General features: G+C 54.8%; 9 protein-coding genes. 3 read left to right on the top strand and 6 right to left on the bottom strand.

The window, feature by feature from the left end:
* The first annotated feature begins 86 nt into the window (after positions 1–86).
* Positions 87–479: a hypothetical protein gene (locus MHI24_RS17595; protein WP_340020823.1), complete on the top strand. Its 393-nt coding sequence runs from the start codon at positions 87–89 to the stop codon at positions 477–479.
* Positions 480–581: 102 nt separating this feature from the next.
* On the opposite strand, the gene MHI24_RS17590 is transcribed toward MHI24_RS17595, so the two are convergent.
* From MHI24_RS17590 to MHI24_RS17580, 3 genes are all read right to left on the bottom strand, one after another.
* Positions 582–1868: a glycoside hydrolase family 18 protein gene (locus tag MHI24_RS17590; RefSeq protein WP_340020822.1), complete on the bottom strand. Its 1287-nt coding sequence runs from the start codon at positions 1866–1868 to the stop codon at positions 582–584.
* Between the two features lie 185 nt (positions 1869–2053).
* The gene (locus MHI24_RS17585) at positions 2054–4840 is read right to left on the bottom strand and encodes a glycoside hydrolase family 3 C-terminal domain-containing protein (protein WP_340020821.1); all 2787 of its coding nucleotides are present in this window, start codon (positions 4838–4840) and stop codon (positions 2054–2056) included.
* Between the two features lie 300 nt (positions 4841–5140).
* Complete coding sequence (locus MHI24_RS17580) at positions 5141–5332, bottom strand: hypothetical protein (RefSeq protein ID WP_340020820.1); 192 nt, start codon at positions 5330–5332, stop codon at positions 5141–5143.
* A gap of 194 nt (positions 5333–5526) precedes the next feature.
* On the opposite strand from MHI24_RS17580, the gene MHI24_RS17575 reads away from it, so the two are divergent.
* Positions 5527–6837 (top strand): putative DNA modification/repair radical SAM protein, encoded by a 1311-nt coding sequence (locus MHI24_RS17575; protein WP_340020819.1) that lies wholly within the window; start codon positions 5527–5529, stop codon positions 6835–6837.
* Complete coding sequence (locus MHI24_RS17570) at positions 6837–7712, top strand: TIGR03915 family putative DNA repair protein (protein ID WP_340020818.1); 876 nt, start codon at positions 6837–6839, stop codon at positions 7710–7712. Before MHI24_RS17575 ends, MHI24_RS17570 begins: the two co-directional genes overlap by 1 nt.
* Positions 7713–7754: 42 nt before the next feature.
* Here MHI24_RS17570 and MHI24_RS17565 read toward each other — a convergent pair whose 3' ends face one another.
* The 3 genes from MHI24_RS17565 to MHI24_RS17555 all read right to left on the bottom strand — a co-directional run bounded on the left by MHI24_RS17565 (position 7755) and on the right by MHI24_RS17555 (position 12505).
* Entirely contained in the window at positions 7755–10139 is a 2385-nt protein-coding gene (locus tag MHI24_RS17565) for a phosphoketolase family protein (protein WP_340020817.1), read from the bottom strand.
* A 413-nt stretch (positions 10140–10552) separates the two neighbouring features.
* Positions 10553–11275, bottom strand: a complete 723-nt coding sequence (locus MHI24_RS17560; RefSeq protein WP_340020816.1) for a GntR family transcriptional regulator — start codon at positions 11273–11275, stop codon at positions 10553–10555.
* Between the two features lie 93 nt (positions 11276–11368).
* Positions 11369–12505: a response regulator gene (locus tag MHI24_RS17555; RefSeq protein ID WP_340020815.1), complete on the bottom strand. Its 1137-nt coding sequence runs from the start codon at positions 12503–12505 to the stop codon at positions 11369–11371.
* Positions 12506–12556: the final 51 nt, after the last annotated feature.

Genomic DNA, 12556 nt, shown 5'->3' with positions numbered 1-12556 from the left:
AAATTCCCCTAAAACTCCATACCTGCACAAGCCGTCTCCCGGGTTCTGAGTAAGATATATAGTAAAAACGGTGAGGTGAAGGAAAAATGGCACAGCAAGCAAAGCTTCGCAAGCAGGCACAGCGGCTTAAAGGCCAGCCTGTCTGCATCACGCTGCATAACGGGCGGTCTTACGTCGGGTGGATTACTGACCTGAATCAGGAGGCCGTGATCCTCTCCAGACCAAGCACACGTCCAGGCTCCAAGTCTAAACGGAGAAAATCCTCCGCAGCTGCGCACAAAGCGAATGTCTCCAGCTTTATGCCCCTACTGGGTTCGCTCATGGGCGGGGCAGGGGGAGCTGCCGGGGCTGGCGGACTGGGACGGCTCATGGGGATGTTCGGTATGGTACAGAAGGCTATGCCGGTCATGAAGATGGGCTACAATATGATCAAGTCAATCCGGCCCTTCCTGGGCGGACTCAAGAGCTTAATGGGCTAAGCCGGCCCTCCGCACAATCCAAAAAAGCTGTGCTTCCCGTGTAGGAGGCGCAGCCTTTTTTATCGTTCCTTCAAGCTGTATGGAGGTGGCGGGGGATGAGAGCTATTTTTTGACCACCTTGAAGTTATCCTGAAGCAGCAGCCAGTTCTGCGGAAAAGGCAAGCCCAGCTTCCAGTAGCTGATTCCGCGCAGATCCAGCTCCTTGATCAGGTCGAACTTGGCCTGGATGGAGCGGGCGTCCTCAAACCATACCTTATGCTGCTTGCCCGCATCATCGGTGTAGTTGAAATGCGGTGCCTGGGCTCTGTAGTCATACAGAATCGCCGCGTTCCGGTTCCTGGCCAGATCAATCGCCGCCTGCGGACTAAGCGCCTTGGCATATTGACCGCCCGCTACAAAGGGCAGCGTCCAATCATACCCGTACAAATTCTGCCCCATCATAATCTTGCGCGAAGGCATCTCGCTGGCTGCATACGTCAGCACCTGGCGCACCGGTCCAATAGGCGAGACAGGCATCGGCGGACCGCCGCTGTAGCCCCATTCATAGGTCATAATAATCACGAAGTCCGCCACCTGACCGTGGACCTTGTAGTCATGCGCCGTATACCAGGCCCCCGTCTGCGATGCGCTGGTCTTTGGGGCAAGGGCGGTGGACAGCAGGAAGCCTTCCTTATGGATGAGCTCAGCCGCTTTGCGCAGAAAAGCGTTGTATGCCTCCCGGTCCTCCGGCCGCAGAAACTCCATGTCGAAGTGAATGTCCCGGAAGTTCAGCCGCTTCGCCTCCGAGATGATATTCTTCAGCAGCCGGTCCTGGACCTCCTGGTCATTCAGAATAATACGCCCCAGCTCCGAGCTGAACTGGGCATTCTCCAGGTTGGTTACGACCATCATCAGGGTCACCTGATGCTGCGCTGCAATGGAGGCGAGATCATCCAGCGGCGGGGCTTGCAGCGAGCCGTCACGCTGGATGCGGAAGCTGAACGGGGCAAGGTACGTAAGATCCGGGGCTGCGTCGGCTGCGGCCTTTTGGAGCGTCTGGGAGAAGGTCTCTCCTCTGGGCTCCACATAAGCGTTCACCTCGGCCTCCCGCCTTGCGGCAGGGGGAATATACAGCCGGACTCCCGTCTGCAGCGGCTGGTTCAGCGCCAATCCGTTCACCTCCGCGAGGGTGCTGGCCTTCAGGCCGAACCTTTTGGCAATACTGTAAAAGCTGTCGCCCGGCTGGACCCAGTAATAATGCCCGGCAATCGGGATCACCAGCGCCTGCCCGGAGACCAGCTGCTCCGGCGCAGACAGCTTATTCGCCTCCTCAATCGCATCCATGCTCACGCCGTAGGCCTGCGCAATTCCATACAGCGTCTGCCCCGGCTGCACTACATGTATCTGCATCCTTGTACACACTCCTTCATCGTAGCCGTTATACCCTATTTTATTCGGCGGGATTGCGGGTATGCGGATTCAGGCGGAAACCGTACAGTATATGGCAAGCGGAGCATTTGATTACGGCAAAAAGACACCCGTAAGGGTGCCTAATCTTTTGCTGATATTGGTGTGAATCAAGCTTGCTCTAAAGCTTATACCCGCTTGAATTCGATCCATTCAATCTGCAGGCCCGGCTTGACGAAGTCCAGCTTCATCTCATACCGTCCGGCTTCCAGCTCAATCTTCACCAGCCGCTGTCTGATCCATTTGCCGTTCGTGCCGTGCGTCTGAATGGTCGTCACGGCTTGTCCGTTCAGGGTCATGTTGCAGGCGCTCTGGGCCAGCTCCGGCTCGGTGGACATCATGCTGACAATCATACGGTACGGACCGGCCTCGCTCACCTCGATATAGGTTGGAGCGGACACCGCAGGGATCACCTGCGCGTTCTCGCTCAGCACCTGAACCTGCTCAGCCGCAAGACCCGGATCTGCCTTGAAGGTCTCTACCTTCTCCAGACTCTCATGCTTTCTGGAGAATACCGGCGCCTTCATAATGAATTCGCAGATATTAATGGCCGAACGCTGAAGCTCGCCCCGGGTAAGTGTTCCGTTCTCCAGCGAAGCAATGGTATTGTCCTCATAGGCATTGATCTCCGCGCCGTAGTTGCTGACCACCATGTACAGGTCATTCTGTGCCCGGACCATCCAGTTCGTAAACTTCCGGTCTGCCGGCCCGCCGTTCACCACATCATTCATCAGCGCCCACCAGTCGGTCATTACAATTCCCCGGAAGCCCCATTCGCCGCGAAGCAGCGTTGTGTTCAGGTCATAGTTGGAAGCAGCCCAATGGCCGTTCACCGGATTGTAAGAGGTCATGATGCAATTCGCGCCGCCCTGCTTCACGGCGATCTCGAAGCCCTTCAGGTAGATCTCGCGCAGCGCCCGTTCGGATACGACAGCATCAACCTTGCTGCGGTGCTTCTCCTGATTGTTGCAGGCGTAGTGCTTCAGAGTGGCATTCGAACCGCCCTTCATGATTCCGCGTGTACAGGCAGCAGCGAAGATCCCTGAGATCAGCGGGTCCTCCGAGAAGTATTCGAAGTTCCGGCCGTTCAGCGGACTGCGGCGGATGTTGAGGCCCGGCCCCAGCAGCGCATCCACGCGGTTGCGCAGCAATTCCTGGCCTTCCAGCACATACAGCTCTTCTACCAGCTCTTCGTTCCAGGTCGCGGCCAGCAGGGTTCCGATGGATACCTGAGTCGCTTTCTCACCGCTGTCCATACGGATACCGGACGGGCCGTCTGCGGTTGCCGCCACCGGAATACCATAGTTGAACAGGCTGTCGCTCACTCCGCCGAAGGCCGAAGCCGTGCCTGGAGTGACCAGCGGGCTGCTCATCCCTTCGCCGCGCACAATCGCGGCCAGATCCTCGTCACTGAGCTGGGCGATGAAGGCCTCCATGCTGACCTTGCCTTCATGCACATCTCTCAGGATATATCCCTGATTGCCGGTCTGCTCAATTACCGGCGGCAGGTTGTTCTCAATCCGCGCGGCCAGATCCACCTTGCGGACCGGCACCTCGGCAGAAGTCAGCTCATAGGAGCCGTCTTCCTTACGCGCGCCCGGCTTCATGCGCATGAAGCTCTCGGTAGGGGCCATAGCCTCCTGCAGCTGCTCTACCACCTTAAGCTCTTCCAGCACATAACCCTCTTGTCCATCCAGAGAGATAGCCGATACAGCCTTCACACTGGTTCCGGCATAGAAGCGGTAGGTTCCGGCTTCCAGCACATAAGCGGACGGATGACCGGTCACCCCGGCATCATCATAAGAAGCCATAGCGTGCAGCGGGAAGCTTACCGTCAGCCGCTGGGACTCGCCCGGTTGAAGCAGCCGGGTCTTCGCGAAGCCTGCAAGCGCCTTGGCCGGCTGGCCCAGCTGTCCTTGCGGCGCTTCATAATAGACCTGCACCACTTCTTTACCGGCATAGGCAGTTCCTGTATTGGTTACGGTTACGCCCAGCTCGATCTGCGCCCCGCCAGCCTGCTCCACCAGCCTCGCTTCTTCGGTCTCCAGCTTGAAGGTGGTGTAGGAGATGCCATAGCCGAATTCATATTGAACCTTCTCCGGGCAGAACGTCTCGAAATAACGGTAGCCCACATAGATATCTTCCTCATACAGGTTCTTGAACTCATTGCCGTAGTTCTTGGTGGAAGGGTAGTCGGCAATGGAATATGCAATCGTATCGGTCAGTTTACCGCTTGGCGTTACTTCTCCGGCCAGGACGTCGGCAATCGCGTTACCGCCTTCCATCCCGCCATGCCAGGAATAGATCACAGCCGAGATAGGATGCACATAAGCAGCGTCATCCACCCAGCTCATATCGATAATGTTAGACACATTCAACACAACAACCGTCTGTTCAAAATAAGCCGTAACCTGCTTCAGCATCGCCTTCTCATCTTCCGTCAGCCGGTAGCTTCCCGGTGTATCGGCGTTATCCTGGTCTTCACCAGCGGTGCGGCCAATAACCACGACAGCCTTGTCCGATTGGCTTCTGGCCTGCTTCACCAGCTCGTCCGTAAGCGGCATTTCCTTCTGGTTCCACGGTTCACCGGCCCAGACCTTCCCGCCGTCGTCGAACGGGTTGCGGCCAATCCATTCCTCATAGGCGGCAGCCAGCTCTTCATTGACGCTGATGTTCTTTTTGCTGCGCAGGCCGTCCAGCAGATTCGTTGTATAAGCAACATGAACGCTTCCGCCCGATCCGGTGCCGCTACGGTAGTAATTCACCTGTATTCGGCCAAAAACAGCCACGCTATCGCCGTTCCCCAGCGGAAGCACCTGTCCCTCATTCTTCAGCAGCACCGCACCTTCTGCGGCTACCTTCCGGCTGAATTCTGCAAAACCCTCTAAGGGCACTCCAATCTTGTGTGTACTCAAGTGGTTTCCTCCTGTTTGTAAATTCCGGGCTGAGTGCTGCTGATTCTATAGATTGCGGTTCCCCTGCGGGATACCCTTTATCTTGAACTTAAAGCCTGTATCTATACAGCACATCCTTCTAAGAATAAAAGCTCCGGCCTTATTATTCAAGCACTGCTTGCCGGAATGCCGGGCAGACCTCCTGCCCGTATGATCAGGAACGGGCTGTATATAATAAAAAGACACCTGTGCGGGCGTCTTTCAAGCCTGTTCCTATAGGGCCCGCTTCACCGGTTGCTCCGGCCGGACCCTCTCTATATGCTATCTGCGGCGGCGGCCCTTCATCATGCGGTTATACATGATCAGCGCGGCAACCACCATGCCGAGCACGGCTACACTGCCTGCGGTTTCCGGCGACATGCCAAACATGAGGCAGACACTGTTGACCAGGGTTCTTGTCAGCAGCGCAACCGCAATCAGCATAATGGGCCGCCAGATGTTATATCCTCTCACTTCAGCAACACTCCTAACCCGATTTTCAGTAACGGTATGATTCCTTGGATGCTAAGAACCATCACGTCCTATTATAGCACAAGAGGGAATGCGCATACATTTTCGCGGGACGGGCGCACAGGAATGCCTTTTGACAGGAACACATGTTCTGGTTATAATGCTCTTATAGAAGGGAGATGGAGCCCGTGGATGTCATGGAGAAACTAGAGATTCTAACCGCCTCGGCCAAATACGATGTAGCCTGCACCTCAAGCGGTTCCACCCGCAAAGGCCAGACCGGAGCGCTCGGCAACACAACGGCCATGGGGATCTGCCACAGCTTCGCCGCAGACGGACGCTGCATTTCACTGCTCAAGGTGCTGATGACCAACGGCTGCATCTATGATTGTGCCTACTGCATCAACCGCAAATCTAACCCCGTCCGGCGGGCTGCCTTCACCCCTGAGGAGATCGCGGACATCACTATGCAGTTCTACCGGCGCAATTATATAGAAGGATTATTCCTTAGCTCGGGCATTATGCGGAACCCGGATTATACCACCGAGCAGTTGATCGCCGCGCTGGAGCTGCTGCGGAATGTGTACCGCTTCAACGGATATATTCATGTCAAAGCCATCCCCGGCGCAGATGATGCTCTCCTGTCCCGGCTCGGGCTGCTCGCTGACCGCATGAGTGTCAACATCGAGCTGCCCTCGCAGGAGAGCCTCGGGCGGCTTGCCCCCGACAAGAGCAAGGTGTCCATCCTGCAGCCGATGGGACTGATCACGAACCGGATCAAGGAGAACCGCTCCGATATCGTCAAATATAATCATGCCCCCCGCTTCGCGCCTGCCGGCCAGAGCACCCAAATGATCGTAGGCGCCTCCCCCGATACCGATTACCAGATTCTCAATCTGACCGAAGGCTTGTACCGCAAATACGCGCTGAAGCGCGTTTTCTTCTCGGCCTATACCCCGGTGGTGGAGGATTCCCTGCTGCCCTCCCTCGATACGAAGCCGCCGCTGCTGCGGGAGCACCGGCTCTATCAGGCCGATTGGCTGCTGCGCTTCTACGGCTTCAAGGCGAATGAACTGCTGGATGAGGCTGTGCCGAACTTCAACCCGCTGCTGGACCCGAAATGCAGCTGGGCCGTCAACCACCGTGAGCAGTTTCCTGTAGAGATCAACCGCGCCCCTTATGAGATGCTGCTGCGCGTGCCAGGGATTGGTGTCAGAAGCGCCCAGCGGATCGTCAAGGCCAGACGGGCCGGAGCGCTTGATTTCCACGCGCTGAAGAAGCTTGGCGTTGTGCTGAAGCGCGCCCAGTTCTTCATCACCTGCAAGGATAAGCCGCTGGAGGGGCTGAAGGTCAGCGAGCATACCCTGCTCCGCTCGCTCATGTCCGGGGAGCAGCTTGCCCTCCAGCAGCCGCAGGTCGAGCAGCTCACGCTGTTCGATGACTTCAACCTCTCCGCCTTGCCCGCAGCCGGAGACTGGGACAGCTTCACGAAGGGGGCGAAGGCCTGATGTTCAAGCCGTCCGCCCTCGCGTATACCTATGATGGAACCTTCGAGGGGCTGCTGTGCTGTGTGTTCGAGAGCTATGCCTGGAAGGAGACTCCGCTGACAATTCATTCCGCAGACGCAGAGCAGGGGCTGCTGCTGGAGGCCAAATGGATTGAGACCGATAAGGACAAGGCCGCACGGGTAGCGAAGTCCCTGCCGCTGCGGATCAGCCGCGAAGCCGAGGAACTGGTGCGTCTGGGCTTCTGGAGCTGCGCCCGTGATAAAGAAATGCTGCTGCTGAATTTCCTGTATCTCGGCTTCCGGCATGGCCGCAAGGTGATGAGTATGCTGGCCGATGACACCGTGAACACGCTAATGAAGGCCGTTCAGCAGCTCCGGCATGAGGCGCATCTGTATACGGGCTTCGTCCGCTTCTCCGTATACGGCCCGGTCATGGCCGCAGTCATTGAGCCGCAGGGCTATGTGCTGCCTGTAATCAAGGAGCACTTCTGCGACCGGTTCCAGGGAGAGAGCTTCATGATCTACGACCAGACCCACGGAGCAGCGCTGATCCATGAGCCCGGACGGGAGGCCATTGTGCCGTTAAGCGAATGGACTCCTCCGGAGCCGGATGAGACCGAGGAAGCATACCGCCGCCTGTGGACCGGCTTCTATCACGCCATCGGCATCAAGGAGCGCTATAACGACCGGCTGCGTTCCTCCAAGATGCCAAAGCGCTACTGGAAGCACATGGTGGAGATGAACGGCAGTGGCGGTGTTCCTGCCCTTGCTGGCGCGCAGCGGAAGCCTCCGCTAAGGGCTGCAGCGCCGAAGCAGCCGCTGCACACAAAGAGCGCTCCGCAGTCATTGCCTGACCCCGGAGCGCTCCCTGATTGAAGCCTGCTATATTATTAATGAAATAACATTATTGAATGACGCTTAGTTCAACGCCTTCCATACCCAGCTCTCTACTTCTGGAAGGTCGATGCCTTCTTCGCGGATGTATGCGTGATGCTTCTGCACCATAGCATCCATCTCGTCAGCGATGGTCTGGTATTTGCTTGCATCCGGCAGGCTCAGCACAGCTTCCTTCGTGAGATCGAAGCGGTCCATCTGATTGAGGACGCGCATATCGAACGGTGTAGTGATGTCGCCATTCTCGCGGTAGCCGTGCACATGCAGGTTATGGTTGTGGCGGTCGAAGAACAGGTCTTTGATCAGGCCTTCATAGCCGTGGAAGGCGAAGATGACCGGTTTATCTTTTGTGAAAAATTGATCAAACTCCTCGTCAGACAAGCCGCGCGGATCGAGCTTCTGGCTTCTCAGCTTCAGCAGATCGACCACGTTGATATAGCGGATCTTCAGCTCAGGCAGCTTCTCATGCAGGATCGAGATGGCAGCCAGGGCTTCCATTGTAGGTTCAGTACCAGAGGAAGCGATGACGAGATCCGGCTCTCCGCCCTTGTCAGTGCTGGCCCAGTCAATGATCTTGAGGCCTTTGTCCACCAGCTCCTGCGCTTCATCGGCCGAGAACCACTGCGGACGCGGATGCTTGGAGGATACGATCAGGTTGATCTTCTGGCGGTCATTCAGGATCTTGTCGAACACAGCCAGCAGGCTGTTCGCATCGGACGGCAGATACTCACGGATGAATTCAGGCTTCTTGTCAGCCAGATGGCCGAGCAGACCCGGGTCTTGGTGGGTATAGCCATTATGATCCTGCTGGAATACGGTAGAGGTAGCGATCACGTTCAGCGAAGGAATATCCTCTCTCCAGCTCTGGTCTGTCGCCTTGCGCAGCCATTTGAAGTGCTGGGTGATCATCGAATCAACCACGCGCAGGAATGCTTCATAGCTGGCGAAGAATCCGTGGCGTCCGGTCAGTACATACCCTTCCAGAATCCCTTCCGCCTGATGCTCGGACAGCTGAGAGTCAATTACACGGCCGTATGGAGCCAGGAATTCATCCTGCGGTTCCTGAATGGCATCCATCCATTGGCGCTTGGTCACTTCAAACACAGGTCCCAGACGGTTCGACATGGTCTCATCCGGTCCGAAGATTCTGAAGTTGCGGTTCTCTTCGTTGAGCGTAACCACTTCCTTCAGGTATTTGCCCAGCACCGCCATATCCTGTGCAATTACTTGACCAGGTGCGGAGTTATCGAGCGTATAGTTACGGAAATTCGGCTTGTGCAGGTCCTTGATCAGCTTACCGGCATTGGTGACCGGGTTCATCCCCATACGTCTGTCGCCGGTTGGCAGAATCTCAGCCAGCTCCGCATTCAGGCGGCCGTTCTCATCGAACAGTTCCTCCGGTCTGTAGCTGTTCATCCATTCCAGCAGCGCCGGAGCGTGCTTCATATTCTTCTGATCTACCGGAATCGGCACCTGGTGGGCACGGAAGGAGCCTTCATTCGGTACGCCATCCCAGGATTTCGGACCAGTCCAGCCCTTAGGGGAACGGAAGACCAGCATCGGCCATACCGGGCGGGTGGCATCGTTATTTTCACGGGCATTCTTCTGGATTGCGGCAATCCGCTCTACGATTGTATCCAGCACCTTCGCCATTTCCGGGTGCATCAGATCCGGGTTCTCACCTTCTACGAAGAAGGCTTCCCAGCCGTTTCCGGCAAAATATGCGGTTAATTCTTCTCTGCTCATCCGCGAGAGGATCGTCGGGTTACTGATCTTGAAGCCGTTCAAATGCAGAATCGGCAATACCGCACCGTCTGTAATCGGGTTGATGAACCGGTTGGACAGCCAGGAAGCAGCCAGCGGGCCGGTCTCGGCTTCGCCGTCACCTACAACCACTGCGGAGATCAGGTCAGGGTTATCAAGAATCGCGCCCACGCTGTGCGACAGGGAGTAACCCAGCTCGCCGCCTTCGTGAATCGATCCGGGAGTTTCAGGAGCAGCATGGGAAGCAACACCGCCAGGGAAGGAGAACTGCTTGAACAGCTTTTTCAGACCAGGGATGTCCTGGGTGATCTGCGGATAGATCTCAGTGTAGCTGCCATCCAGATAAGAGTTCGAGACCATCACCTGTCCGCCATGTCCCGGGCCTTCGATATAGAACATGTTGAGATCATATTTAGTGATGACACGGTTCAGGTGCGCATAGATAAAGTTCTGCCCAGGGATAGTACCCCAGTGTCCGATCGGCTTCACTTTGATGTCTGCATCCTTCAGCGGTTCTCTTAACAACGGATTATCCTTCAAATAAAGCTGGCCTACAGAGATGTAGTTGGTTGCGCGCCAGTAAGCGTCAAGCTTTGCCAGATACGTTTTGGAGGAATAATCCACCTGTTCGATTGTTAATCCCATGTCTTTCCACTCCCTAATTTTTTCTTTGTAAATTGAATGTATCACTTCTACAGTTACATCATACATCGGGATTTCAGAAATTCAATCTTTTTAGAAATTAATACGGTCCAATATTGTGAAATTTTGAACATAGTATGAAATTCGTTGCTAATCACGCACAAAATAATGTTTATTTTTATAATTATGGATTAATATTCTAATTCAAGAAAGGTGAACTCAACCTGTGAGGGATCTAACTGGAGGGGATACAGCGCTAGCCAGATGGATGATGAAATTGTATACTGTTTTCCACATACATTCAGACCATGTGCCTGCGGGCAGACATAGAGTATCATTTCCTAAAAAAATCAAAAAAGACCGGGACTCCTCCCCGGCCGCTCTTGCTTCAGTTATGTATTTATGCCGTCCGCCCGTTAATGAACCGACACGAACGTATTGAACCTCAGATACTCATAGTGGAACCGCATATGCGAGAACTCGAACGGCGTCCCGTTGTCCAGGAAGAAGATTCCCTCCATAATTCCCACAGGCTCGTTCTCCTTGAGATGCAGCAGCTCCTGATCTTCAGGCAGTGAAGGCTCGGCAAAAATAGACAAAAACGACTTGGTCACCGCCAGATTGCGCGACTCCTCCAGATAGTGAAAAATCGAGCCTTCGATAATGGTCTGGTCGAGATTCTGGACGATTTTGATCGGAATGTATCCGGTCTCAATCATAAACGGCGCACTGTCGAACAGGCGCAGACGCACGATCTTGTACACGAAATCATGAGGCTGCAGGAACAAATCGCGCTGAAGCTCCTCCGTAGGCCGGATGACCTCGAAGCTCAGCACCTTGATGTCCGGCTTCTTGCCATGCATCTGGAAGTTGTCCGACACCCCGAGATTAGAGCCTTCGTAATTGAAGATCGAATCGTTCTTTATGTATAACGGATTGATGAAGGTGCCGGAGCCGCGTTTCTTGAAAATAATACCCGAGCTCTCCATCTTCATCAGCGCACGCTTGATGGTGCTGCGGCTCACCTGATAAGCCTCGCTGAGACTGCGCTCATCCGGCAGCTTCATGTCAGCGTACTGTCCGGCAAAGATCTTCATTTTGAGGTCAGCAATAATCTGCTTGTAGACAAATTGGGTCATGGGGGTCTCCTTCGCCGAAACTTTGCAGAACGAAATGTTCAAGATTAAATATATCATAATTTAGATAGGGTAAAAAGGATGAATCCCCCGGATTCACCCTTTCTGCCGCTTCTTATCCCAATCCTTATACCATTTCATAACCTCTTGACCAGGCTTCTCTGACACCTCAGCCTCCATCACCGTCTCCAGCAACAGATACTGCCGCTGTACCAGAAAATGAAAGCCCATGCGATCGGATATTTTCATATACAATAATTGCGCCTGCTCCTCCAGCGGATAACGGGTACAGACCTGCTCGATGTGCTTGAAGGCCTGTTCGTACGCTTCGTTCTCCATATACCAGTGGACCAGATTCAGCTTGAGCCGTATCCAGTGCAGCTGAAATCTCTGGCGTTCCAGCTCTGCCCATACATAATCGTAGCCCTCCAGGTATTCGCTCTTGAACAGCTTCAGGATACGTTCATATTCAGGTACCGTATATTCCGATACTTCAATCCCCGCCTGGATGAAATGGTCGAACTCATCTGCATCCAGATAGACGCCGTCCAGCCTCAGCAGATAGCCGTCGGCTGTGTTCTGCAGCAGAATCCGCTCCCGGCTGAAGGGCTCCAGCATTTTGCGGATGTGATACACTGCGGTATACAGCTGCGGGTAAGCCCTGTCCAGATCGAATTCGGGCCACAGCAGTTCAATCAGGGTCGCTTTGCTGACCACCTTACCGCGATGATGCAGCAGATAAAAGAAAATTTCCTGCGCCTTCGCCGTTCTCCATTGAAGCGGTGCCAGCTCCCGCACGCCTTCAAAGATCCGGAAGGCATCGAACATCAGGATGCTCCAGCTTTGCTCTGTTACCACCGAGGCAGTTCGCGGCTTCCGGCGGGCATCCAGCCTTCGGGCCGTAAGTCTCAGACGGTCTAATTGAATCGGCTTAAGCACATAATCCAGCGCGTTAAGCTCGAATGCTTTGATAGCATACTTGTCATAGGCCGTTACGAACACAACCTGCAGATCGGGTCTCTGCTCCAGCAGCATTTCAGCCAGCTCAATCCCGCTTAGCTCGGGAATATGGATATCAAGGAACACAATATCGGCCTCGGTCTCCTCCACCCTTTGTTTGCCCAGCAGCGGGTCCGTATATTTGCCGATGATTTCGAACTCACCAAGCTTGCGCAGCTGATGCTCCAGATAATTCAGTGCCAGCGCTTCATCATCAATCAGGATTGCTTTCATTCGGATCTCCTTCATTACGGGCAGATCAATGCAATGTTAGGTTTATTATAC

The organism is Paenibacillus sp. FSL K6-1096 (assembly GCF_037977055.1).
Lineage (GTDB): Bacteria > Bacillota > Bacilli > Paenibacillales > Paenibacillaceae > Paenibacillus_AQ.
This window is presented reverse-complemented; position numbering and strand designations above follow the sequence as displayed.

Excerpts from the sequence above, each read along its gene's own strand:
- MHI24_RS17595 (WP_340020823.1), top strand. The coding sequence starts at position 87 with ATGGCACAGCAAGCAAAGCTTCGCAAGCAGGCACAGCGGCTTAAAGGC.
- MHI24_RS17590 (WP_340020822.1), bottom strand. The coding sequence starts at position 1,868 with ATGCAGATACATGTAGTGCAGCCGGGGCAGACGCTGTATGGAATTGCG.
- MHI24_RS17575 (WP_340020819.1), top strand. The coding sequence starts at position 5,527 with ATGGAGAAACTAGAGATTCTAACCGCCTCGGCCAAATACGATGTAGCC.
- MHI24_RS17570 (WP_340020818.1), top strand. The coding sequence starts at position 6,837 with ATGTTCAAGCCGTCCGCCCTCGCGTATACCTATGATGGAACCTTCGAG.
- MHI24_RS17565 (WP_340020817.1), bottom strand. The coding sequence starts at position 10,139 with ATGGGATTAACAATCGAACAGGTGGATTATTCCTCCAAAACGTATCTG.
- MHI24_RS17560 (WP_340020816.1), bottom strand. The coding sequence starts at position 11,275 with ATGACCCAATTTGTCTACAAGCAGATTATTGCTGACCTCAAAATGAAG.
- MHI24_RS17555 (WP_340020815.1), bottom strand. The coding sequence starts at position 12,505 with ATGAAAGCAATCCTGATTGATGATGAAGCGCTGGCACTGAATTATCTG.